23 protein-coding genes are annotated in these 21,053 nt (G+C 72.3%); 13 read left to right on the top strand and 10 right to left on the bottom strand.

What is annotated here, in order from left to right; genetic code table 11:
• Nucleotides 1-77 precede the first annotated feature (77 nt).
• From ABTY62_RS05125 to ABTY62_RS05115, 3 genes are all read left to right on the top strand, one after another.
• Nucleotides 78-572 carry a hypothetical protein gene (locus tag ABTY62_RS05125; RefSeq protein WP_352127987.1) on the top strand — a complete coding sequence of 165 codons (495 nt, stop codon included), beginning with the start codon at nt 78-80 and terminating at the stop codon, nt 570-572.
• Between the two features lie 131 nt (nt 573-703).
• Nucleotides 704-2,458, top strand: coding sequence for a S8 family serine peptidase (locus ABTY62_RS05120; protein WP_352127986.1), 1,755 nt, complete (start codon nt 704-706; stop codon nt 2,456-2,458).
• A 278-nt stretch (nt 2,459-2,736) separates the two neighbouring features.
• Nucleotides 2,737-3,714: an aldo/keto reductase gene (locus ABTY62_RS05115; protein ID WP_502997411.1), complete on the top strand. Its 978-nt coding sequence runs from the start codon at nt 2,737-2,739 to the stop codon at nt 3,712-3,714.
• Here ABTY62_RS05115 and ABTY62_RS05110 read toward each other — a convergent pair whose 3' ends face one another.
• A complete protein-coding gene (locus ABTY62_RS05110; protein WP_352127983.1) occupies nt 3,715-4,854 on the bottom strand; it encodes a substrate-binding domain-containing protein in 1,140 nt (379 codons plus the stop codon).
• Between the two features lie 387 nt (nt 4,855-5,241).
• Between ABTY62_RS05110 and ABTY62_RS05105 the strand changes: the two genes are divergently transcribed.
• From ABTY62_RS05105 to ABTY62_RS05085, 5 genes are read left to right on the top strand one after another with little or no spacing between them, the layout of a single operon-like run.
• On the top strand, nt 5,242-7,797 hold the full coding sequence (locus ABTY62_RS05105) for an ATP-binding protein (protein WP_502997410.1): 2,556 nt from the start codon (nt 5,242-5,244) through the stop codon (nt 7,795-7,797).
• Nucleotides 7,778-8,257 carry a roadblock/LC7 domain-containing protein gene (locus ABTY62_RS05100; RefSeq protein ID WP_311726279.1) on the top strand — a complete coding sequence of 160 codons (480 nt, stop codon included), beginning with the start codon at nt 7,778-7,780 and terminating at the stop codon, nt 8,255-8,257. The genes ABTY62_RS05105 and ABTY62_RS05100 overlap by 20 nt, the downstream gene beginning before the upstream one ends.
• A 52-nt stretch (nt 8,258-8,309) precedes the next feature.
• A complete protein-coding gene (locus ABTY62_RS05095; protein ID WP_352127980.1) occupies nt 8,310-8,753 on the top strand; it encodes a DUF742 domain-containing protein in 444 nt (147 codons plus the stop codon).
• Nucleotides 8,701-9,315, top strand: coding sequence for a GTP-binding protein (locus ABTY62_RS05090; protein WP_352127979.1), 615 nt, complete (start codon nt 8,701-8,703; stop codon nt 9,313-9,315). Before ABTY62_RS05095 ends, ABTY62_RS05090 begins: the two co-directional genes overlap by 53 nt.
• Before the next feature lie 49 nt (nt 9,316-9,364).
• A complete protein-coding gene (locus ABTY62_RS05085; RefSeq protein WP_352127978.1) occupies nt 9,365-10,126 on the top strand; it encodes a class I SAM-dependent methyltransferase in 762 nt (253 codons plus the stop codon).
• Here ABTY62_RS05085 and ABTY62_RS05080 read toward each other — a convergent pair.
• A complete protein-coding gene (locus ABTY62_RS05080) occupies nt 10,123-10,569 on the bottom strand; it encodes a DNA-binding protein (RefSeq protein ID WP_352127977.1) in 447 nt (148 codons plus the stop codon). The genes ABTY62_RS05085 and ABTY62_RS05080 overlap by 4 nt on opposite strands.
• 79 nt (nt 10,570-10,648) lie before the next feature.
• Between ABTY62_RS05080 and ABTY62_RS05075 the strand changes: the two genes are divergently transcribed.
• Complete coding sequence (locus ABTY62_RS05075) at nt 10,649-11,767, top strand: hypothetical protein (RefSeq protein WP_352127976.1); 1,119 nt, start codon at nt 10,649-10,651, stop codon at nt 11,765-11,767.
• 108 nt (nt 11,768-11,875) lie between these two features.
• Here the strand turns inward: ABTY62_RS05075 and ABTY62_RS05070 are convergent, their stop codons facing one another.
• From ABTY62_RS05070 to ABTY62_RS05050, 5 genes are all read right to left on the bottom strand, one after another.
• Nucleotides 11,876-12,175 carry a hypothetical protein gene (locus tag ABTY62_RS05070; RefSeq protein ID WP_352127975.1) on the bottom strand — a complete coding sequence of 100 codons (300 nt, stop codon included), beginning with the start codon at nt 12,173-12,175 and terminating at the stop codon, nt 11,876-11,878.
• Nucleotides 12,172-12,525, bottom strand: a complete 354-nt coding sequence (locus ABTY62_RS05065; RefSeq protein ID WP_352127974.1) for a DUF6247 family protein — start codon at nt 12,523-12,525, stop codon at nt 12,172-12,174. The genes ABTY62_RS05070 and ABTY62_RS05065 overlap by 4 nt, the downstream gene beginning before the upstream one ends.
• Before the next feature lie 137 nt (nt 12,526-12,662).
• Nucleotides 12,663-13,001: a hypothetical protein gene (locus ABTY62_RS05060; RefSeq protein WP_352127973.1), complete on the bottom strand. Its 339-nt coding sequence runs from the start codon at nt 12,999-13,001 to the stop codon at nt 12,663-12,665.
• Nucleotides 12,994-13,653 carry a peptide-methionine (S)-S-oxide reductase MsrA gene (gene msrA, locus ABTY62_RS05055; RefSeq protein ID WP_352127972.1) on the bottom strand — a complete coding sequence of 220 codons (660 nt, stop codon included), beginning with the start codon at nt 13,651-13,653 and terminating at the stop codon, nt 12,994-12,996. The genes ABTY62_RS05060 and msrA overlap by 8 nt, the downstream gene beginning before the upstream one ends.
• A gap of 115 nt (nt 13,654-13,768) precedes the next feature.
• Entirely contained in the window at nt 13,769-14,866 is a 1,098-nt protein-coding gene (locus ABTY62_RS05050) for a hypothetical protein (RefSeq protein ID WP_352127971.1), read from the bottom strand.
• A 157-nt stretch (nt 14,867-15,023) separates the two neighbouring features.
• Here ABTY62_RS05050 and ABTY62_RS05045 point away from each other — a divergent pair, with 157 nt between their 5' ends.
• Nucleotides 15,024-16,214: a cystathionine gamma-synthase gene (locus tag ABTY62_RS05045; protein ID WP_311726265.1), complete on the top strand. Its 1,191-nt coding sequence runs from the start codon at nt 15,024-15,026 to the stop codon at nt 16,212-16,214.
• A gap of 72 nt (nt 16,215-16,286) precedes the next feature.
• On the opposite strand, the gene ABTY62_RS05040 is transcribed toward ABTY62_RS05045, so the two are convergent.
• From ABTY62_RS05040 to ABTY62_RS05030, 3 genes are all read right to left on the bottom strand, one after another.
• Nucleotides 16,287-16,538: a hypothetical protein gene (locus tag ABTY62_RS05040; protein ID WP_352127970.1), complete on the bottom strand. Its 252-nt coding sequence runs from the start codon at nt 16,536-16,538 to the stop codon at nt 16,287-16,289.
• Nucleotides 16,535-17,029 carry a sigma factor-like helix-turn-helix DNA-binding protein gene (locus ABTY62_RS05035; protein ID WP_352127969.1) on the bottom strand — a complete coding sequence of 165 codons (495 nt, stop codon included), beginning with the start codon at nt 17,027-17,029 and terminating at the stop codon, nt 16,535-16,537. The genes ABTY62_RS05040 and ABTY62_RS05035 overlap by 4 nt, the downstream gene beginning before the upstream one ends.
• 109 nt (nt 17,030-17,138) lie before the next feature.
• Nucleotides 17,139-17,639, bottom strand: a complete 501-nt coding sequence (locus tag ABTY62_RS05030; RefSeq protein ID WP_311726262.1) for a MarR family winged helix-turn-helix transcriptional regulator — start codon at nt 17,637-17,639, stop codon at nt 17,139-17,141.
• Between the two features lie 275 nt (nt 17,640-17,914).
• Between ABTY62_RS05030 and ilvA the strand changes: the two genes are divergently transcribed.
• From ilvA to ABTY62_RS05015, 3 genes are all read left to right on the top strand, one after another.
• Nucleotides 17,915-19,078: a threonine ammonia-lyase gene (gene ilvA, locus ABTY62_RS05025; RefSeq protein ID WP_352128274.1), complete on the top strand. Its 1,164-nt coding sequence runs from the start codon at nt 17,915-17,917 to the stop codon at nt 19,076-19,078.
• An 82-nt stretch (nt 19,079-19,160) separates the two neighbouring features.
• Nucleotides 19,161-20,144: an ATP-binding cassette domain-containing protein gene (locus ABTY62_RS05020; protein ID WP_352127968.1), complete on the top strand. Its 984-nt coding sequence runs from the start codon at nt 19,161-19,163 to the stop codon at nt 20,142-20,144.
• Complete coding sequence (locus ABTY62_RS05015) at nt 20,144-21,052, top strand: ABC transporter permease (protein ID WP_352127967.1); 909 nt, start codon at nt 20,144-20,146, stop codon at nt 21,050-21,052. Before ABTY62_RS05020 ends, ABTY62_RS05015 begins: the two co-directional genes overlap by 1 nt.
• Nucleotide 21,053 lies beyond the last annotated feature (1 nt).

Here is a 21,053-nt window from a genome sequence, read left to right as displayed (position 1 = left end):
CCTCGTCTATGTCGTCGTGTGGAGGATCCATGTCGGTGATGACTGGCGCCCAACCCCTGCAACAGACAGGGCCCCAGATGGGTCAGCAGCAGCTCGGCCAGATCGTGCAGCAGGCGATGCAGCAGGCATGCCAGCAGGCGAGTCAGCAGATCGCCCAGCGCATGCAGCACACCGTCCAGCAGCTCCAGCAGATGAACCAGCAGGGCATGGGGCAGCACGCGCACCCCTACATGGCCATGGCGCTGCACTACTCGCTGCGCAGCGGGATCCGGCAGGCGGTCGAGCAGGCCGTGCAGCAGGCGCTGCCGATCGCGGTCATGACGCTGATCCAGCAGCAGGGCATCGGCATGGGCCAGCAGGGCATGGGCCAGCAGGGCATGGGCCAGCAGGGCATGGGGATGCAGCCGGGCATGGGCCAGCCGGGGATGGGCATGGGCATGGGCCAGCCCGGGATGGGCCAACCGGGCATGGGCATGGGCATGCAGGGATTCGGCCAGCAGCCGTACCAGCAGTACCAGCAGCCGGGCTTCGGCTTCGGCCAGATGGGCCAGCAGCCGTACGGCATCGGCTGACGCAGCCCGGGTTGACGCGGTGCGGTGTGCCGGGAGCGGTTCCCGAGCACACCGCATCACCGTGGGGGCGCGGCCCCCGGTCGCCGGATCAGGAGCGCGAGGACGACGTGGGTGTGGTGAAGGTGGACGTGATGCTCAAGAACAGGCCCGAGAACGACAGCGACGGCGGATCCGGGAGCGCGAACCAGCCCGCCCGCGCGGGCAAGGAGGAGGGGCCGCGCAAGAAGAGCACGAGGCGCGCCGTCGCGGTGCGGCCGCGCCGCGAGCGGTACTTGGTGACGCCGCTGCCCCAGCACCTGCTCCCGCCCGGCGTGGCCGCGCTCGACATGGACACGGTGTGCGAGCGGCTGGGCCGGATGCCGGAGGTCGCGGTGGTCCGCCGGCTCCGGGCCGCGGGCGAGCCGGACCCGATGGGGCCGCCCGCCTGCTGCCCGGAGATCGCGGTGGTGGAGGCGGCCGAGGAGCAGGTGCCGTCGATGCGGTCCGTGCACGTCCATGTGGAGCCCGACCTTCCGCTGAACGGCGCGGGCGCGGGCGCGGCCTCCGGTCCGGTGGCGGGGCTGATGCCGCTGCCCGACCCGGGGCTCGTCGCCCCGCTGGACGCGCCCGTGGAGATCACGCTGCGCGTCTGCGGCCCGGACGAGGAGCCGCTGGCCGGCGCCGGGGTGTTCCTCATCGGGGCGTCCTGGCCGGTCCAGGGCATCACCGGCGCCGACGGGACGGCGCGGCTGGCGCTGGCCACCGAGACCGCGCAGTCCCTCCAGGCCCTGTACGTCCGCCCCGCGAGCGGCTACGTCGACCGCTGGATCCACCGCCCCGATCTGTCCGCCACCCAGGAGAACCTGGTCACCCTCACCCCGCTGACCAAGGCCTACCCGGGCCTTGAGGAGCGGCAGCAGTACGGCTGGGGCCAGCAGGCCATGCGGCTCGACCGGCTGCCGCCCACGTTCCGCGGCTTCGGCGTGAAGGTCGCGGTCATCGGCTCCGGCGTGGCCGCCGAACACCCCGATCTGAAGGACCGGGTGCGCTCCGGGGTGGATCCGGTCGGCGGTACGGAACGGGGCTGGGCCCATGACGCCATCGGCACCGGCACCCACGCGGCCGGCGTGATCGCCGCCGCCGACACCGGCCCCGGCGTCATCGGCATCGCTGTCGACGCCCGCATCGAGGCCTGCCGGGTGCTGCCCGGCGGCCGCTTCAGCGACCTGATCGCCGCGCTCGACCACTGCATCGAGACCGAGGTCGACATCGCCCATATCGCGGTGGCCACCCCGTACTCCTCCGCGCTGGTCGCGCGCAAGCTCGCCGACGCCCACGCCGCGGGCGTCGCCTGCGTCGCCCCGGCGGGCGACTCCGGCGGGCCGGTCGCCTTCCCGGGCTCGCTGCCCACCGTGTTCACCGTCGGCGCGCTGGGCGCCTTCGGCTCGTACCCGCCCGACACCTCCCAGGCCACCCACGCGGGCCCGCCCCTGACCCCGGAGGGCCTGTTCGCGGCGCGGTTCAGCGCGTACGGCCCCGAGGTCGACGCCGCCGCGCCCGGTGTGGCGGTGCTGTCCTGCTCGGCGCGCGGCGACTACGCGGCGCTGGACGGCACCGGCCCGGCCTCGGCCCATGTCGCCGGGCTCGCGGCCCTCGTCCTGGCCCACCACGAGGACTTCCGGGGCCACTTGCCGCCCCGGGGACCGGGCCGGGTCCAGCGGCTGTTCGAGATCATCGCCGCGAGCTGCCGCCCGCTGGCGCTCCCCGGCACCTGGGAAGCGGCGCGCACCGGCCGCGGTCTGCCCGACGCGCTGGTCGCGCTGGGCCTGGCGCCCGGCGTACAACTCGCCGCCACGGTCCCGTCCTACGCCCCGCCCATGGCCGGCTACGGCGCCACGCCCCAGTGACCTCGGCGGGTTCTCTCCCCTACCCGCCCCTTCCCTCAACTGGGGCTCCGCCCTCAGACCCCGGGAATCCGAGGGTGAGCACCCCCGCGGCGGAGCCGCACATCGGTGCCGTGGCAGGGGCTTTGCCCCTGGACCCCCGGGGTCTGGGGCGGAGCCCCGGTTTCGGGAAGGGGCGGGGTGGGGGAGCTGTACCCATGTGCGGCTCCGCCGCGGGGCAGCCGCAGGCGCCGAGATCCGCCGGACAGGGGCGGGGGGGAACGGGGTTGGACGCGGGGGACATGGTGCCACTGGGGCGTACCGGGCTGTCGGTGAGCCGCCTCGGGCTCGGGCTGGCCTCCATCGGCGGCCTCTTCGCCCCCGTACCCGCCGCGCAGGCCGCCGCCACCCTCGACCGCGCCTGGGAGCTCGGCGTACGGCTCTACGACACCGCTCCCGTCTACGGATACGGGCGCTCCGAGGCGCACGCCGGAGCCGCCCTCGCGCCGCGCCCGCGCGGGCAGTACGTCCTGTGCACCAAGGTGGGCCGGCTGATCGAGCCCGGCGGGCCCGACACCCAGCCCATCTGGGCCGACCCTCCGCCGGGCGTCGGGCCCCGCCTGGACTACACCTACCCGGCGGTGCTGCGCTCGGCGGCGGAGAGCCTGGAGCGGCTCGGCCTCGACCGGGTCGACGTGCTCCACATCCACGACCCCGACGAGGACTACCCGACGGCCGTCACCGAGGCCTACCGGGCCCTGGCCGAGCTGCGCCGCGCCGGCGTCATCGGCGCGCTCTCGCTCGGGGTCAACCACGCCGACGTCGCGGCCCGCTTCCTGCGGGAGGCTCCGCCACCGGGCCCCGACTGCGTGCTGCTCGCCGGCCGGTACACGCTGCTCGACCACTCGGGGCTGGCCGAGCTGCTGCCGCTGTGCGCCGAGCGCGGCGTCGCCGTCATGGCGGCCGGCGTCTTCCAGTCCGGTCTGCTGGCCGACCCCCGCCCCGGCGCGCCGCACGGCTACCGGAGCGTTCCCCCCGAACTGGGCGCGCGGATACGGGCGATCCGGGCCGTGTGCGACCGGCACGCGGTGCCGCCGCTGGCCGCCGCGCTCCAGTTCCCGTTGGGGCACCCCGCGGTCGTGACCGTGGTGGTCGGCGCCCGCGCGCCCCACGAGATCGCCGAGAGCGCGGGACTGCTCGCGCATCCGATTCCGCCCGCCTTCTGGGCCGAGCTCAAGGCCGTGGGGCTGCTCCCCGCGGAGGCGCCCACGCCACGCTGATTAGCGGTCCCAGATCTTGTGGTACGCCTGGCGGTAGCCCTCGGAGTCCCAGGACAGCGCGCCCCCGCTGTTGGCGGCGGTGGTGATGTGCACGGGGGCGACGTATCCGCTGGCCGGCTGGCCGGAGAAGGCGCGGTTGAACTCGTCGACGATCTGCCAGCCCTGCTCGGAGAGCGGCTCGGGCACCGTCGCGGCCTGGTACTGCTTGCGGTTGACGCGCTCGAAGGCCGACGGGTCGCCGTCACCCGCGCCGATGTTGAACGGGGCGCCGTCGCCGGCCTTCCCCGCGGCGCGCAGCGCGGGGGCGCCGTGGCGGAAGTACAGGTCGTTGATGGCGACGGAGTAGGTCCACTGGTCCCCGAAGCGCTTGAGCAGGGCCGAGACCTCCTTGATGGAGCGGCTGTTGGCCTCGGGGATGGGGATGTTCCTGTAGTCGAGCAGCTTGACGTCGGAGCAGGTGGCCAGCTCCTTCTTGATCAGCTCGGACTTGTTCCTGGGGAAGTCGGACGTGGTGTCGGTGAACACGACCACGCCCGCGCGGCCGTTGGACCGGGCGATGATCCAGTCGGCGCTGATCTTCGCGACGTCCTCGACCCTGGATGTCACATTGCTGAAGAGTTCCGGGTCCTTGCTGGGGCCGGGGGCGACGGTGGCGTGCCAGCCGATCACCGGGATGCCGGCCGCGTTGGCCCGCCGGACCTCCTTGGGGACGATCTCGGGGCCGAAGCCGCTGATGACGATGCCGTCCGCCTTGATCCGGAAGGCCTCCTCGAAGGCGGCCTTGACGCCGGCGGTGGTGCCCTTGCCGTTGATCGTCCGGGAGTGCCAGCCGACGACCTTGGCGGCCTCCTCGACGCCTTGGGCGACTCCGGCGGGGCCGGGGTTGGCCAGGGTGTGGGCGATGAAGACGATCGTCTTGCCGCGCACGGCCTTGGGCCCGGTGGTGGGTCCGGTCCAGGGGACGTCCACGTCCTCGGCCTTCTCGACGGCCTTCTTGGCCTTGGCGAGCACGGTGGGGCAGCCGGGCTTGGAGGAGCCCGATCCGGACACATTGGTGTCGGAGTCCGGGTCGCAGCCGGCGGCGGTGGCCACGGCCAGGAGCGCGACGGCGGTCGCGACCGCCTTGCGGGTGGGGTGCACGGGTCTCCTCGCGGGCAAGAGGGGGCTACGGCTTCGGGATGGCGGAAAGCAGCGTATGGGTGGGGGGAAGACAGGGTACGGGCCACCCGCCCCCGGGGCGTCCGGTGAAGGGCGTTCAAAGTGCCGTCAAGCGCGGCTTTTCGGTGGGCAAATGCCGCAGAAAGCCCATGTTTCCTGGTCTTAATCGCCTATGCCTTGCGCGCTTCCCTGCAAGCGGTAGTGTTCACCGCCGGTCGGACTGTGGCGCGATTCCATCGCTCGCACGCGGGCGTGTGCTGTCGTGCGCGCCCGTGAGCTGAGCGCGTCATGCTCCCCCGGACGTCGGCGGTCTGCACCAACCACACCTCGGTCACCGCTCAGAAGCCCTTGAAAGGAGGCCGGGTGTCTGTGGACACGGTGGACCCGTCGCCGGAAGCCGACTCGTCCGACTCGGCCGACTCGGCCGACTCGTCCGACAGTGCGCCGCCGACGCCGCGGTCCGGCCGGAGGGCCGGGGCCCTCCTCGACCGATGGCCGTTCCGGCGGAAGATCAACGTCCTGGTCATCGTGCCCGTGGCGGTCGTCGGCGTGCTGCTGGCCATCGGCGTCACCGGCCAGGTGAACGAGGCTCAGGACGCCGGGCGCCTCGCCGACCAGGTGCGTGACAGCGAGCGGGTCGCGGCGCTGATCAACGAGGTCCAGGCCGAACACCGCCAGGCGCTGCTGCTGTCCGTGCAGCACGACGCCCTCCGGCCCGGCACCGCCCTGCCCTCGACCAACGCCTACCGCAAGGCGCAGCGCCGGACCGACGAGCAGGCCGCCGCCGTGCGTTCGGCGTTCGGGTCGGGCCTGCCGAAGGAGGAGGAGCAGGCGCTCGAGTACGTCGGGGGCCTGTCCGTGCTGCGCGACAAGGTCGAGCGGGGCTCGCTCTCGGCCTCCAACATCAGCCCGGCGTACGCCTCCGCGGTCGACTACCTGATCGACGGCATCGGGCTCGACCACTCCGCCGCCGCCGCCTCGTCGTCCTCGGTCACCCGGCTGCTCGACGCGGTGCTGCGCGCCGACGCCGCCCACGCGGCCTTCGAGAGCGGGGTCTTCTCCGCGCAGACCCAGGACGCCAACGCCCTCACCGAGTACACGCGGGCGGTCGGCGCCCACGCGGAGTACGCGTACCAGGCGGAACGCTTCAGCAGGATCGCCACCCCGGCCCAGGTCCTGGCCCTGGGCGGCATCGAGCGCAACGCCGAGCAGAACGGCATCGCCGACCAGTTCGCGGAGCTCCAGATCGATCCGAGCTCCCTTCAGGGCCAGTCGCCCGAGCAGCTGCGCAAGGTGATGGCCACCGGAACCCGGCAGGCCGAGGCCCGTCTCGACATCACCCAGTCGCTCATCGGGCAGATCGCCGACCAGGCCGACAGCCTCTCCAAGAGCGCCCTGGAGAAGGCGCTGGCCATGCTCGGGCTCGCCCTCCTCGGCTTCGTCGTCTGGCTGACCTTCGCCGTCCTGGTCCGCCGCTCGGTCGTACGCCCCCTGGAGCGGCTGACCGGCGCCGCGCGGGAGGTGGTCGACGTGGCAGGCGAGGAGCTCGCCCGGGTCGAGTACGACGAGTCGGCGGAGCGCGCCCCGCTGCGCCCGCACCCGATCCCCGTCCCGGTCCGCGACGAGATCGGCGACCTGGCCGAGGCCTTCAACCAGGTGCAGGTCACCGCCGCGGCGCTGCTGGAGCGGCAGGTGCTGAGCCGCCGCAACGTGGCCGAGATGTTCGGCAACGTCGGGCGCCGCGTCTCCAACCTGACCTCGCGCCAGCTCATGCTGATCGACTCCGTCGAGCGCGAGGAGACCGACCCCGAGGTCCTGGAGCGGCTCTACCGCATCGACCACATCGCCGTACGCCTCCAGCGCAACGCCGACAGCCTGATGCTGCTGGCCGGTATCCGGGAGGCCGACGTCGAGGCCCGGCCGACCACCCTCGCCAACGTCATCCGGGCCGGCCTCGGCCGGATCGAGGGATTCCAGCGGGTGTCCCTGCGGTCCGAGACGGACATCACGGTCGCGCCCGACATCACCGGCGACCTGACGCTGATGCTCGCCGAACTGCTGGAGAACGCGGTCTCGTTCTCCCCGTCCCACATCCCCGTCGAGGTGGTCGTCCGGCCCGGCACCGACATCACCTCGGCCGGTGGGGCGCTGATCGAGATCATCGACCACGGCCTCGGGATGAGCGCGGATCGGCTCGAGGAGGAGAACGTCCGGCTGGTCCACCGGGAGCGGCTCGACCTCGTACCGAGCAAGGTGCTCGGCCTGTTCGTGGTCGGCACCCTGGCCCGGCGCTGGGGGGTACGGGTCGAGCTGAGCCGCACCCCCGGCGGCGGCGTCACCGGCACCGTCTGGATCCCGGCCCCGCTGCTGCTCACCGTCAGCCCGCTGGACCCGGCACCGGCCACGGACGCGCCGGCGGCCGCGGCGAAGGGCGCGGGCAAGGGCGCCGGCAAGGGCGCGGGCAAGGGCGCGGGCAAGGACGCCGCCGCGGTCGGCACCGTGTCGGAACTCCCCGCCAGGCCGGACCCGCTGACCAAGCCCGTGCGGACCTCCGCCTCCGCCGCGCCGTCGGGGCCGGGCGGGCTGCCCCGGCGCATCCCGACCCGTAAGGCGACGGAACGGACCCCCGGGGCCGCCGCCGACGCCACACAGCCGACCTCCGCCGCACCGCTCTCCGCACCGTCCTCCCGGCCGCTGCGCAGGCGGGTGCGGGGAGCGACCCTCACCAAGACCACCCCGGCGGCCCAGGTCGTCCCGGCCGAGCTCCGGCCCGTCGACGCCGAGGCGGTCCGTACCGAACTCGACGAGTTCGAGGCCGCCGTACGCAAGGCCGAGCAGGACAGCGCCGCCACCCCGACGGAGCCGGCTCCGTCCCACCATCACAGCACCAGGAAGGGGTCGGGCAGTGACCACGCCGACAGATAACGGCAGTTCCGAGGAGCGGACGGAACCCACCGATCTGCGGGCCGCCGCGGCCGACTTCACCTGGCTGCTCGACCGGTTCGCCGGCGAGACCGCCGGTGTGGTGGACGCCATCGCGGTGTCCTCCGACGGGCTGCTGATCGCTGTCTCCCAACTGCGCGAGCAGGCCGACTCGGAGCGGCTCGCCGCGATCGTGTCCGGCATCACCAGCCTCGCCGCGGGCGCCTCCGGCAACTACGGCCTCGGCGGCCTCAACAAGGTCATCATCGACCTGGAGGGCGGCCATGTGCTGGTGTCGGCCATCGGCAGCGGCGCCGTGCTCGGCGTGGTGGCCTCGAAGGAGGCGAAGCTGGGCAATATCGCCTATGAGATGGCCCTGTTCGCCAACCGGGCCGGGGCCGCGCTCACTCCCCAGCTGGTGCTGGAGCTGAAGAAGAGCGCCGGCGCCACCCCGTCCGGCTGACCCGTCCCACCACACGGGGCACAGGGCACAGGCATGTCGGAAGGGGATCGTGATGGCCGCCGGTGAATCAGTACCGCACGAGTCAGCGGACGGCGCGTGGGACCGGCCGGAGTCGGCCGGGCGCCCCTCGGCGGTCCGGCCGTTCCTGCTGACCGCCGGCCGGGTGTCCGGGAGTGGCGCCGCGCCGTCGCTCCCGGTCGAGGCCCAGGTCGTGGCGACCTCGTCGGGGCTCTCCGCCCTGCACTCGCTCACCTTCGAACACCACGACCTCGTCGCCGCCTGCCGGCGCCCGCAGTCGGTGGCGGAACTGGCCGCCCGGCTGCGACTGCACCTCAACGTGGTCCGGGTGCTGGCGGGGGATCTGTGCACCGCCGGCCATCTGGCGGTCCATGTGCCGGACGCCAGGGCGACCCAGGACATCTCCGTACTGCGAAGGGTTATCGATGGGCTCCGTGCCGTCCCCGACTCCCGGGGCATACTCCGCGACAGCAGCTGAACAGCCGCCGCTGCCGGTCAAGCTGGTCATCGCCGGCGGCTTCGGGGTCGGCAAGACCACGGCCGTGGGCTCGATCTCCGAGATCCGGCCGCTGACCACCGAGGCCGCGATCACGGAGGTAGCGGCGGGCGTGGACGATCTCACGCACACCCCCGGCAAGACCACCACCACGGTCGCCATGGACTTCGGCTGCATCACCATCGACCCCACGCTGAAGCTCTATCTGTTCGGCACCCCCGGCCAGGACCGCTTCGGCTTCATGTGGGACGACGTGGTCGAGGGTGCCCTGGGCGGCCTGGTGATCGTGGACACCCGCCGCCTGGACGACTGTTACGCGGCGGTGGACTACTTCGAGCACAAGGACATCCCCTTCGCCGTGGCCGTCAACGCCTTCGACGGCGAGGTGCAGCACGAGCTGGACGAGGTGCGGTGGGCGCTGGACGTCTCCGAGCACGTGCCGCTGATCGTCTTCGACGCCCGGGAGCGGGGCTCGGTCCGGGACGCGCTGCTGGTCGTCCTCGACATCGCCCTGTCGCGGGCGGAGAGCGCGGCCGCGAGCTGACACCGGGCGTCGCGTCGGTGCGGTGGTGGTGGGGGAGGAGGATGGACGGATGACCGCCGACTCGCGTGCCCATTCGTTCAACGCGGCCGCCGCCCAGTACGCCGCGAACCGCCCCTCCTACCCGCCCGCGCTCCTGGACACCGTCGAGCGGCTCATGGACCGCCCCCTCGCGGGCGCCCGCGTCGCCGACGTCGGCGCGGGCACTGGCATCGCGACGGTCCTGCTGCGCGAGCGCGGCGCGGAGGTGATCGCCGTCGAGCCCGGTGACGGCATGGCGGCCCAGTTCCGCCGCACGCTGCCCGACGTCCCGATCGTCCGGGGCGACGGCAACGCCCTGCCGCTCGCCGACGCCTCCCACGACCTGATCACCTACGCGCAGTCCTGGCACTGGACCGACACCGGGCGCTCCGTCCCGGAGGCGCTGCGCGTGCTGCGTCCGGGCGGCACACTCGCGCTCTGGTGGAACATCAGCGCCCTCGATGTGCCGTGGATCGCCGCGCAGGACGAGCGCATCGCCCACCACTGCGGAGTGAAGTCCCACTTCAAGGAGCGCCCCGACGACGACCGCGTCATCCAGCTCGCGGGCCTCGGGGGTCTCAGCGTTACGTGCCGCAAGCTGCGCTGGAGCCGAGCCGTCCCCCTCGACACCCATCTCGCCAACATCAGCAGCCACTCGGCGTTCCTCGTCCTCGGCGAGGCCGGCACCCGCGCCTTCCTCACGGAGGAGCGCGGCCGCCTGGGCGCGATCTTCCCTGAGGGGATGGTGGAGGAGACGTACGTGGTCGACCTCCTGGTGGCGACCCGCCCCTAAGGCGCTGGGTCGACCGTGGCACGACTGGCCAGCCGCTCGTAACGCTGCCGAGCGGCCTGCGGAGTCCCGAGCCCGAGCCCGAAGGCCACCTCCTGCCATGTCATTCCGCGCCCCCGCGCCATCTGGAGCAGCCCGACCTCCAGCTCGTCCATCTCCCCGCGCACCAGCGGCACCAGGCTCAACGCGGCGGTGATATCGGCCTGATCCACCTCCGGCTCCCCGTCAACCGGCCGCGCGGCCCCGCTGAGCAGGAACGACACCAGCCGGACGGCCTCGTGCGGCCCGATGACCGAAGGATGGACCTGCCGGCGGCGCTGCTCGTCGGTCGCGGCGTGCCGCTCGGCGATGCGCAGCAGGGACGCGTACACACGGTGGGCGCGCGCCTGCTCGGGCCGCGGGGGCGTGAAGGGGTCGTCGGTGTGCTGCTCAGGGGTCGCTGACATGAGATCAGGATGGGATGACGCACATCCTGATGTCAACTATCTATTTTAAACGAATTGTTCATCGTGAGAGGGTGTTGTCATGGGCGACGCAACAGCACACTCCCTCCGTGAATTCGCGGAAACCATGGTCCGGTTGGGCATCGCGACGGAGGAGCAGGCCGCGACCGGACTGGCGGAGGCCGAGGCGATCGGCATGGACCTCGACGAGAAGTTCGAGGACACCAGCGAGCTGACGTTCCTGGTCGGCGAGTGCGGCCTCGGCTTCCAGACGCCCGAAAAGGTCTTGGGCTACCTCGAGGACGGCTACGCGGAGCTGCTGTTCGACGCGGCCGCGTGCGCCGGCGGCTCGGTGGTCGTCGACGACGTCGAGCTGGTGAAGGACGAGGACGGGGAAGAGTACCTGCACTTCCGCCGCAACGGCCGCTCGATATGGCACCCGGCGGAACACCTCTCCGACGACACCCGCTACATGGACTGGAACGCCGCCTTCGACGCCATAGCCGACCTCGTGCCCGGCAACGACGACCCACGGAGCTTCCACCAGCTGGACGAGGACTCCTATGACGCCTGGTGGCTCCTGCTGACCCCCGAACAGGCCAAGGCCCTGGAGGAGTTCGGCCTCCCGATGCCCGTGGAGCTCGGCGACTGGGTGCGTGACGGGATGCCCGCGGTGGAACCCGAGACGCCCGCCTGGTACGTGGAGGACGACCGCCTCCACGCGAGCGAGGAGTCCCGCCGGCGCCTCGACGCCTGGCTGGCCCCCATGGACGCCGCACTGGACCGCTGGCGAACGGCCCACCTGCCCGACGACTTCCCCTTCGACTACTCCCTGGACTCGCTCTCGGCGCTGGAACGGCTCGTACTCGCCCGCTTCGACGGCCCCGCCGCGCTGGAGGCGGCCCCCGAAGACGAGTTCTTCGCGGGCGCGATCAGGTACGTCGGAGAGGCCGCACTGCGGCTCTGGCCGTGCCGCTGGACGTACCAGCACTCCGACGACCCCCACTCGGTCTCGGGCAACGAACCGATGATCCGTTCCAACGCCCCGGACGGTTTCGCGGGGGAGTTCTCTCCCGACTACGTACTGCGGACCCTCGTGAAGGCACGCACGCACTGGGACATGCGAGAGCACATGCAATATGTCGGCGAAGCGGTCGACGACTACCACAAGGCGCTCCGCGCCCGCGCCCACGGCGGCTGATGGGGCAGGCGGGCGCGGTCCATGCACGAACCGGCACACGAGGCGGTAGCGACGGCGGCGCCCGGCAAGCCCTTAGACCGTGTCGAGTTGGGCGGCCAGGTCGTCGGCCTACAGGTCGAACCGGTCCGAGGAGGCGGGCGGGTCGCTGACGGGGCGGGCGACGTAGGCGGTGCGCAGGCCGACGCGCTGCGCTCCAAACCGCGTCAACGTCCAACCGCCCGCCGCGTCCATGCGACGCAGGCCGCCCGGTCGGGGACCGTTGCCGAAGTCGCTGACATCGACCCCCATTCCGGCCAGGTCGGTCAGCTGCCCTGCGAGGCGCTCCACTTCGGTCACCACGTGAGCGGGGATGCCGCCTGCCACGTGGGCGTGATCGGGGTCGTACTCCCAGCGCCAACCAGTGCTCACCGCGGCGGGAGGCCGAGCGCGGCGTGTGCGTCGTCCAGGATCTTGCCGATCGCGGACGCGGCGCGTCGGGCATGCGTCGCATCGCCGGTCTCGGCGGTGTCCTCCCAGTGACGGAACTCTTTCGCGAGATTCGGCTGCCGCTGAATGTGGACGTAGACGGCCCACTGAGCGATGAACCGCTGGAGGGGGGAAAGATCGGAAGCCTGACGGGACCGATCGGCGGCCTGATCCAGCTCCCGTGTGAAGGAGGGCAGAGCGGCGGGGGCGATCTGCGCGACGGCCTGGCGGAGGGCCGTGACGGTGGCGGAGGGCTGAGGGATGAGTGGCTGCCCGGCGCTGGAGGTGGTCATTGCTGCTCCCATGGGCGAGATTCTTATCCCTGGGAGCAGCGTATCGAGTGCGGGCTCGACCACATCGCCCGAACGAGTGAGTTCGCAGCCCTTCAGCTTTCCGCGTGGGCGAACTGCGCGGCGCTGCGCCCGGCCCGTCAGCGCTCGACGAAGCAAGGCGTGGGCCAAGCGGCGATCGGGTCGCTCGACGCGGAGTAGATCTCCAGCAACGACAGATACCCGTCTTGCGTGAAGATCATTGCCCCGGCGTTCTCCGGTACGGCATACCAGGCATCAACGGCCGGGTTCCCGTGTTCCGGGGCCGGTGGCACCGCCGCGCGGTTCACCTCCAGGTCGACCGTCGCACAGCCGCAGCCGCACCTGCCGGCCACACGCGTATGGGCGATCTGGGCACGCAGCGCGCCGCTCACCGGATCGGTACCGGTGAGCAGCGCGTTCAGTGTCGCCGAGACGTCTGGCGGCAGGCTCTCAGCCATCCGCCTTGGCGACGCCGATCGGGCAGGAGACGCCCGTGCCGCCGATGCCGCAGTAGCCGGCCGGGTTCTTGTCCAAGTACTGCTGGTGATACGCCTCCGCCGCGTAGAAGGGGCCGGCGGGGAGGATTTCGGTGGTGATGTCGCCGTAGCCGGACTTGGTGAGGACGGACTGGTAGGAGGCGCGCGAGGCCTCGGCCTCGGACTGCTGCTCGGGGGAGTGGGTGTAGATCGCCGAGCGGTACTGGGTGCCGACGTCGTTGCCCTGGCGGAAGCCCTGGGTGGGGTCGTGGGACTCCCAGAAGAGCTTCAGCAGGGTGGCATACGAGGTGACGGAGGGGTCGTAGACGACGCGGACCGCTTCGGTGTGGGCGGTCAGGCCGCTGCACACCTCTTCGTAGGTGGGGTTCTGGGTATGGCCGCCCTGGTAGCCGACGAGGGTGGTCCAGACGCCGGGGGCCTGCCAGAACTTGCGCTCGGCGCCCCAGAAACAGCCGAGGCCGAAGTCGGCGATCAGGAGGCCCTCGGGGTAGGGGCCGGACAGCGGGTTGCCGAGGACGGTGTGGCGCTCGGGGACGGAGAATCCGGGTTCGGCTCGGCCCTTGAGCGCTTCCTCGGCGGAGGGGAGGTGGGACTTCTGGCGGCTGAACAACATCAATGGCTCCTAGGCTCCACATCGGTGGGTCGAGGCGGTCGGTGGGTCGTGGCGGCGGGGGCGCACCTCCTATAACAGGGTGGGGCGGTGGGCCATTCCGGGCGCCCCCCACCCCTCAGCGCGGCAGCGTCGCCGGCGTGCCGCCCCGGCCCTCCCAGCCGGCCACCGCAAGCGCCCGGTAGACCGCGTACTCGGCGGCCGGGTCCGCGCCGTACGACCACGGGATCGCGCCCACGTGGCCGTCCACATGGCGGAGCTGCTCCATCGCCTCCGCGTAGCGCTCGGCACGCACCAGGAACCAGATCAGCAAGTGGCGGACGTGGGGCTGGACCGGGTGGTCGGCCGGGGCCTCGTTGACCGCGAAGAGGGCGCCCTCGATGGCGCGGCTGACCACCGCGCTCTGGTAGAGGGTGCGCACCAGGTTTGCCTCCGGGAGGTGCTCGAAGACCGCGAAGAGGGGGAGGGCGGGGAGGAGGGTCTTGGCCGGGGCGGAGCCGGCGGCGGCGTGGCTGAAGGAGTCGGCGAGCTCCTGCGAGCCGTGCCACTTCTCGCACCAGTAGTGGAGGGCTGCGAGGTGGGCGCCCATGTGGTGCGGGGCGCGCTCGGTGACCTTGGACCAGAGCTCTTCGAAGTCGGCCTGCCGGTACGCGAGGCCGCGCGCGATGCCGAGCTCGATGATGTACGGCACCGGGTCGCCGGGGGCCAGCAGCGCCGCCTCGCCGCAGACCGTGCGCGCCTCCTCCAGGATCATCCGGAAGTCGTCCGACGACGGGTCGCGCAGCGCCCGGCGGACCAGGAACTCGGCGTGCACGGCGGCCGCGCCCGGGTCCTTGGGTGCCGCGACCCGCCAGGTGCGCAGCCACATGCCGCCCTGGCCCGGCGCGTGGGCCAGCTCGAAGGCGGCGGCGCCGGCCAGCGTCTGCACGCGCTGCCAGCGGAGCTCGGAGTCCGCGTCGGTGAGGGCCAGCAGCCGGGCGGCGGGCTGCCAGTCCTGGGTGCGCTGGACCTCCTCCAGGGCTTCCAGCAGCTCGCGGTCCGGGCCGGGCAGCCGTACGTCCAGCCGGTCCTGCGGCACGAAGCCGTACGCCCCCGGGTCCGTGGCGAGCACCCCGCCGCGTTTGGCCTCGCCGGTGCCGCGGATCCGGCGCAAGGCCGGCACGACGAGGACACCGCCGATCATGACGATCGCGATGAGGAAGATCAGATTCTCCATTGTTGTCCCCTGCTGTCCCCTGCTGCTCCGGTGCTGTCCCGGCTGTCCCGTGAGAAGTCGGGCCCGGTCCCCCTAGGAGGAACGCCTGAGCTCCAGACTATGTGCCCGCGGAGTGCGTGAACCCGGTAGCACCGCGGTGGGCATTACCCTCGGCCCCATGACCGACCAGCACACCCAGCAGCCCGCCCCGCGCGACGATGCGCAGCGCGGCACGCAGAGCTTCGAGACGCTCGCCATCCACGCGGGGCAGGAGGCGGACCCGCTCACGGGTGCCGTCGTCCCGCCGATCTACCAGGTCTCCACCTACAAGCAGGACGGAGTGGGCGGGCTCCGCGGCGGATACGAGTACAGCCGCTCCGCGAACCCCACCCGCACCGCCCTCGAGGAGAACCTGGCGGCGCTGGAGGGCGGGCGGCGCGGCCTGGCCTTCGCGTCCGGTCTCGCCGCCGAGGACTGCCTGCTGCGCACGCTTCTGGTGCCCGGTGACCATGTCGTCATCCCGAACGACGCCTACGGCGGCACGTTCCGCCTGTTCTCGAAGGTCGCGGAGCGCTGGGGCGTGGAGTGGTCGGTCGCCGACACCTCCGACCCGGCCGCGGTGCGGGCCGAGCTCCGGCCCCGTACGAAGGTGATCTGGGTGGAGACGCCCAGCAACCCGCTGCTCGGCATCACCGACATCGCCGCCGTCGCCGACATCGCCCGCTCCGCCGGGGCCAGGCTCGTCGTCGACAACACCTTCGCCAGCCCCTATCTCCAGCAGCCGCTCGCGCTGGGCGCGGACATCGTCGTGCACTCGACGACCAAGTACATGGGCGGGCACTCGGACGTCGTCGGCGGCGCGCTGGTGGTCTCCGACCCCGCCCTCGGCGACGAACTGGCCTTCCACCAGAACGCGATGGGCGCCGTCGCCGGGCCGTTCGACTCCTGGCTGGTGCTGCGCGGCGTCAAGACCCTCGCCGTACGGATGGACCGGCACAGCGCGAACGCCACCCGCGTCGCGGAGCTGCTGGTCGCCCACCCCAAGGTGACCGAGGTCTTCTACCCGGGGCTGCCCGGGCACGCGGGGCACGAGGTGGCGGCCAAGCAGATGCGGGCCTTCGGCGGGATGGTCTCCTTCCGCGTCGCGGGCGGCGAGCAGGCGGCGGTCGACGTCTGCGACCGGGCGCGGCTGTTCACGCTCGGTGAGTCGCTGGGCGGCGTCGAGTCGCTGATCGAGCACCCGGGCCGGATGACGCACGCCTCGGCGGCGGGGTCGGCGCTTGAGGTGCCCGCCGACCTGGTGCGTCTCTCGGTCGGCATCGAGGCGGTCGACGATCTGCTGGCGGATCTCAGTCAGGCCCTGGCCTAGGGCTTGGATTCTGGCTGGATTTGGGCCCTCGCCAGGCCCTCGCCAGGCTCTCAGCAGGCCCTCGCCAGGGCCTCACCAGCCCTCGACCGGCGGGCTGGTGTCGGTCGGCGGAATCGTCCACGGCTGGACGATCGCCGCCCACACCGCGAAGGCGATCACCGCGGAGATCAGCAGGACCCAGCCGGCGGCCCGTACGGCGCGGAGGCGGCGCAGCATCCGCCGCCCCCGGGTCGCCGCCCGGCCGGGCAGGTCCGGGGGCACCGCCGGATAGGGGCCGTCCAGCATCCGGCGGACCTCGTCCTCCTTGCGGTCGGGGAAGCTCATGCCGGGGCCTTCGCGTCCCCGCGGCGCACCGCGGCCCCGGGCGCGGGCGCGCCCGGCGGGCGGCTGCGCATCAGCGTCACCGAGCGCGTACAGATCGCCCGTACCCGCTCGACCGGCAGCCCGAGGGCGGCCGCGGCCTGCTCCTCCGCCACGCCCTCATGCAGCCGTAACACCAGCACCAGGCGCTCCTGGGGGGTGAGCCGCCCCAGGAGGCCGCCGCGGGGGCGGCGGTAGCGCCAGGCGCGATGGGCGAAGAGGGCGGCGAGTTCCGCGCGGGTGCGGTCGTACGGGTCCTCCCCGCGCAGCCGGTCCCAGCGGGCGTAGGTGCGGGCGAGCGCGGTGGTCAGCAGGCGCTCGGCGTCCTTGGATTCCCCCGGTGGTTCCCCCGTCAGCAGTGTCGCCGCATGCAGCAGCCGACCGCCCGCCCCCGCGGCGAACGCCGCGAACTCCCGGGCCCGGCGGCTCTCCCGTGCTGCCCGCCTCTCGCGCACCAGCCCTCCGCCTCCTGCCCCCTTCGGGACACGGGTCCTTTTCAGGACACGGCAGTTACGGCCATCCGGTCAAGAGGCGTGACGTCAGGGCGCGCTGGGCCGGGAAGGCCTAGGAGGCGGACGCCGCCTGGGGCACGGGGGCGTGCGCGGCGGCCAGCGCGACGTTGAAGCGGCCGAGCAGGTCGCAGAAGATGTCCCGCTCCTCCGCGGTCCATCCGTCGGTGACCTGTGCCATCAGCGCGCGCCGCGAGGACCGCACCTCCTCCAGGCGGGCCTTGCCGCGCGGGGAGAGCTGGAGCACGACCGCGCGGCCGTCCTCGGGGTGCGAGGTGCGCTTGACCAAGCCGGAGTCGACCAGCGGGGCGACCTGCCGGGTGACGGTGGACGAGTCGATGCCCATGCCCGCGGCGAGCGCCTTGACACCCATCGGCCCTTCCTGGTCGAGCCGGTTGAGCAGGAGATACGCGGCGCGGTCCATGGAGTTGCGGGCCTGTCCGACGCCGCCGAGACGGGTCTGTTCGGCGCGCCGGGCGAAGACCGCGACCTGGTGTTGCAGGAGGTCGAGTACGCCGGTGTCGAGGTGGGTCGTCATGTCCGATTGGGTGGGCATGGACTAAGGCTCACTTCATGCGGTGGTCTGTGGGATGGGGCACAGAGTACGCGGCTGGGGGCCCGCCCGTACGGGGGCTGCAGAAACCTGCCGCCCCGATCCGGCCCTCCCTGGAGCACGTGGGGCGAGCTGCGAGACTTGGGACCATGGCCCCACGCACGACCCCCGCTTCCGGTACCTCTTCTTCCGGTACTCCGGAGCCCGCTTCCGGAGTCCCGGCTTCCGGTGTCCCGGCGTCCGCGATCACGCTCGACGAGGTGCGCGCGGCGCAGAAGATGTTGTCGGGGGTCTCCCGGGTCACCGCGCTCGAAGGCAGCCGCTATCTGTCCGGCCTGGTCGGTGCTCCGGTCCATCTGAAGTGCGAAAACCTCCAGCGCACGGGCTCCTTCAAGCTGCGCGGCGCCTATGTGCGGATCGCCGGGCTCAGCCCCGAGGAGCGGGCCGCGGGCGTGGTGGCGGCCAGCGCCGGGAACCACGCGCAGGGCGTCGCGCTGGCCGCCTCGCTGCTGGGCGTGCGCTCGACCGTCTTCATGCCGCAGGGCGCGCCGCTGCCGAAGATCGCGGCCACCCGGGACTACGGCGCGGACGTGCAATTGCATGGCCAGATCGTGGACGAGACGATGCGCGCCGCACAGGAGTACGCCCGGGAAACGGGCGCAGTCTTCATCCACCCCTTCGACCACCCGGACATCATCGCGGGGCAGGGCACGGTGGGCCTGGAGATCCTGGAGCAGTGCCCCGAGGTGCGCACGGTCGTGGTGGGCGTCGGCGGCGGCGGGCTCGCGGCGGGGGTGGCGGTGGCGGTGAAGGCGCTGCGGCCGGACGTACGGGTGGTGGGGGTGCAGGCGGCGGGCGCCGCGGCGTATCCGCCCTCGCTGGCCGCCGGGCACCCGGTGTCGATCGAGTCGCCCACGACGATGGCGGACGGGATCAAGGTGGGGCGGCCGGGCGAGGTTCCGTTCCGGATCGTGGACGAGCTGGTGGACGAGGTCCGTACGGTCTCCGAGGACGCGCTGGCCGGCGCGCTGCTGCTGTGCCTGGAGCGGGCGAAGCTGGTGGTCGAGCCGGCCGGGGCCAGCCCGGTGGCCGCACTGCTCATGGAGCCGGAGGCCTTCGAGGGGCCGGTGGTGGCGGTGCTCTCGGGCGGCAATGTGGACCCGCTGCTGATGCAGGGCATCCTGCGCCACGGCATGGCCGCGGCCGGGCGCTATCTCTCGCTGCGGCTGCGGCTCACCGACCGCCCGGGGGCGCTCGCCACGCTGCTGGCGGCGCTGTCGGCGGTCGACGCGAATGTGCTGGACGTGGGCCATGTACGGACCGATCCGCGGCTCGGGCTGGCCGAGGCGGAGGTGGAGCTGCGCCTCGAGACGAAGGGGTCGGAGCACTGTGACGAGGTGCGGGAGGCGCTGCGCGAGGCGGGCTACACGGTGATGTCGTAGAGGTTTTCCACAGGCATGGACAGGCGGGGTAATTCGGGCGAAAGTTAGATCCTTCTATGAACACGCCCGATGGGGGACGCATATGCCAGGTGCCATCTATGCCGAAGGTCTGGTGAAGACCTTCGGCGATGTCAGAGCTCTGGACGGGGTCGATCTCGACGTACCGGAAGGGACCGTGCTCGGGCTGCTCGGGCCCAACGGGGCGGGGAAGACCACCGCGGTGCGCGTGCTGACCACCCTGCTCCAGCCGGACAGCGGTGCGGCGCGGGTCGCGGGTGTGGACGTGTTGCGGTATCCGAACGAGGTGCGCCGGTCGATCGGCCTGTCCGGCCAGTTCGCCGCGGTGGACGAGTATCTGACCGGCCGTGAGAACCTGCGCATGGTGGGCCAGCTGTACCAGATGAGCGCGCGGGAGGCGAAGGCGCGCGCGAGCGAGCTGCTGGAGCGGTTCCATCTGAAGGACGCGGCGGACCGCGTCGCCAAGACGTACTCCGGCGGGATGCGCCGCCGCCTGGACCTGGCGGCCGCCCTGGTCGTCAGCCCGCCGGTGATGTTCATGGACGAGCCGACCACCGGTCTCGACCCGCGCAACCGGCAGGCGCTGTGGGAGGTCATCCAGGAGCTGGTGGCGGGCGGCACGACGCTGCTGCTGACCACGCAGTATCTGGAGGAGGCCGATCATCTGGCGGACGACATCTGTGTGATCGACCACGGCCGGGTGATCGCGCGCGGCACTTCCGACCAGCTCAAGGCCCGCACGGGCGGGGAGCGGGTGGAGGTGGTGGTCCATGAGCGGCCCCATATCGAGGTCGCGGAGGAGGTGCTGCGGGGCTTCGGCAAGGGCGAGCCGGCCGTGCAGCGGCACACCCGCAAGGTCACCGTCCCGGTCGTCGGCGGGGCCAAGCTGCTCGCCGAGGTGATCCGGGAGCTGGATGCGCGCGGGGTGGAGATCGACGACATCGGGCTGCGCCGCCCGACCCTCGACGATGTCTTCATCTCGCTCACGGGCCATGGCGCCGAGGGCGACGGGGCCGAGGGTGACGGGTCCGATGAGGAGGTCCAGTGATGGCCCAGGGACACCGCCCAGCGGTAGTTGAGGGAGAGGCGACACCCGAGGCGGCTCCGGCGCGGGGGACCCGCGTCGCCGTGTCCCCCCGGATCCGGAGCGGGCCCGTTCAGTCGGTCCGCGACTCGCTGGTCGTCGCCCGTCGGAATCTCATCCGCATGATGCGGATTCCCGAGGTGGTGGTGTTCGGCCTGGTGCAGCCGATCATGTTCGTGGTGCTGTTCAGCTATGTCTTCGGCGGCGCGATCATGGTGCCGGGGCAGACCAGCGCGGACGCGAATGTGTACCGGGAATTCCTGATGGCGGGGATCTTCGCGCAGACCGTCACCTTCGCGACGGCGGGCGCGGGCGCCGGGATCGCCGACGATATGCACAAGGGCCTGATCGACCGCTTCCGCTCGCTGCCGATGGCCCGCGGCGCGGTGCTCACCGGCCGTACGCTCGCGGATCTGGTGCAGACGGCGCTGACGCTGGTGGTGCTGGCGATCGTCGCGGTCATCGTGGGGTGGCGGGTCCACGACGGGGTGCTGAAGGCGCTCGCGGCCTTCGGGCTGCTGCTTCTGCTGGGATACGCCTTCTCCTGGATCGGCGCGCTGATCGGGCTGTCCGTGCGGACCCCCGAGGCGGCCACCTCCGGCGGGCTGATCTGGCTGTTCCCGCTGACGTTCATCTCGAACGCCTTTGTGCCCTCCAGCAAGATGCCCGCCTTCCTGGGGCACATCGCCGACTGGAATCCGTTCAGCGCCACGGTGCAGGCGAGCCGCGAGCTGTTCGGCAACCCCGAGGGGCTGGTCTCGGACGCCTGGCCGATGCAGCACCCGGTGCTCGCCTCGGTCCTCTGGTCGACCGTGATCATCCTGTTCTTCCGGACGCTGGCGGTCCGGAAATACCGCTCGGCGACCGCCTGAG

Origin of the sequence: Streptomyces sp. NPDC097640, assembly GCF_040302705.1 — a bacterium.
Lineage (GTDB): Bacteria > Actinomycetota > Actinomycetes > Streptomycetales > Streptomycetaceae > Streptomyces.
This window is presented reverse-complemented; position numbering and strand designations above follow the sequence as displayed.

Bases quoted from the DNA above. Each gene is read 5' to 3' on its own strand.
- ABTY62_RS05125 (WP_352127987.1), top strand. From the start codon at position 78: ATGGGTCAGCAGCAGCTCGGCCAGATCGTGCAGCAGGCGATGCAGCAG.
- ABTY62_RS05120 (WP_352127986.1), top strand. From the start codon at position 704: ATGCTCAAGAACAGGCCCGAGAACGACAGCGACGGCGGATCCGGGAGC.
- ABTY62_RS05115 (WP_502997411.1), top strand. From the start codon at position 2,737: ATGGTGCCACTGGGGCGTACCGGGCTGTCGGTGAGCCGCCTCGGGCTC.
- ABTY62_RS05095 (WP_352127980.1), top strand. From the start codon at position 8,310: ATGGCCGCCGGTGAATCAGTACCGCACGAGTCAGCGGACGGCGCGTGG.
- ABTY62_RS05090 (WP_352127979.1), top strand. From the start codon at position 8,701: ATGGGCTCCGTGCCGTCCCCGACTCCCGGGGCATACTCCGCGACAGCA.
- ABTY62_RS05085 (WP_352127978.1), top strand. From the start codon at position 9,365: ATGACCGCCGACTCGCGTGCCCATTCGTTCAACGCGGCCGCCGCCCAG.
- ABTY62_RS05080 (WP_352127977.1), bottom strand. From the start codon at position 10,569: ATGTCAGCGACCCCTGAGCAGCACACCGACGACCCCTTCACGCCCCCG.
- ABTY62_RS05075 (WP_352127976.1), top strand. From the start codon at position 10,649: ATGGGCGACGCAACAGCACACTCCCTCCGTGAATTCGCGGAAACCATG.
- ABTY62_RS05065 (WP_352127974.1), bottom strand. From the start codon at position 12,525: ATGACCACCTCCAGCGCCGGGCAGCCACTCATCCCTCAGCCCTCCGCC.
- ABTY62_RS05060 (WP_352127973.1), bottom strand. From the start codon at position 13,001: ATGGCTGAGAGCCTGCCGCCAGACGTCTCGGCGACACTGAACGCGCTG.
- msrA (WP_352127972.1), bottom strand. From the start codon at position 13,653: ATGTTGTTCAGCCGCCAGAAGTCCCACCTCCCCTCCGCCGAGGAAGCG.
- ABTY62_RS05050 (WP_352127971.1), bottom strand. From the start codon at position 14,866: ATGGAGAATCTGATCTTCCTCATCGCGATCGTCATGATCGGCGGTGTC.
- ABTY62_RS05045 (WP_311726265.1), top strand. From the start codon at position 15,024: ATGACCGACCAGCACACCCAGCAGCCCGCCCCGCGCGACGATGCGCAG.
- ABTY62_RS05040 (WP_352127970.1), bottom strand. From the start codon at position 16,538: ATGAGCTTCCCCGACCGCAAGGAGGACGAGGTCCGCCGGATGCTGGAC.
- ABTY62_RS05030 (WP_311726262.1), bottom strand. From the start codon at position 17,639: ATGCCCACCCAATCGGACATGACGACCCACCTCGACACCGGCGTACTC.
- ilvA (WP_352128274.1), top strand. From the start codon at position 17,915: ATGTTGTCGGGGGTCTCCCGGGTCACCGCGCTCGAAGGCAGCCGCTAT.
- ABTY62_RS05020 (WP_352127968.1), top strand. From the start codon at position 19,161: ATGCCAGGTGCCATCTATGCCGAAGGTCTGGTGAAGACCTTCGGCGAT.
- ABTY62_RS05015 (WP_352127967.1), top strand. From the start codon at position 20,144: ATGGCCCAGGGACACCGCCCAGCGGTAGTTGAGGGAGAGGCGACACCC.